Source organism: Pseudomonas sp. SIMBA_041, assembly GCF_046535095.1.
GTDB lineage: Bacteria > Pseudomonadota > Gammaproteobacteria > Pseudomonadales > Pseudomonadaceae > Aquipseudomonas > Aquipseudomonas mucoides.
The window spans coordinates 1-328 of the sequence record NZ_JAWRXJ010000121.1 but is presented as its reverse complement, the minus strand read 5'-3'; the positions used below and the strand labels follow the sequence as shown (position 1 = coordinate 328).

General features: G+C 36.9%; 1 protein-coding gene. It reads left to right on the top strand.

The window, feature by feature from the left end; genetic code table 11:
• Window positions 1-15: 15 nt before the first annotated feature.
• On the top strand, window positions 16-328 hold a 313-nt coding region (locus SB725_RS30515), incomplete at its 3' end, for a hypothetical protein (protein ID WP_410923078.1).

Here is a 328-nt window from a genome sequence, read left to right as displayed (position 1 = left end):
AAAAAAAATTATTATATGTACGACGAAATTATTAAGAAACTTGAAGTGGGACCAGCTGTCCTAATGCTGGGTCAAAAATATCTTTCCTTAGAAACTGGTGTAGACCCATTTCTAAAAATGATTTCGAAAAAATACAACAATCAAGATTTTACGGAATCCTACAGCTCCATCCTTGAGTGGAATATTAGTGAAGATACATCAACAGTATTAAGCTGGATGTATCGGCTCAGCAAGAGTATTCCAACTCCAGAATGGATAACATCAATTGCAAAAATTCCTTGGTCCTCCGTTTATACGTCAGCATTTGACACCATACCGACTCGGGCAT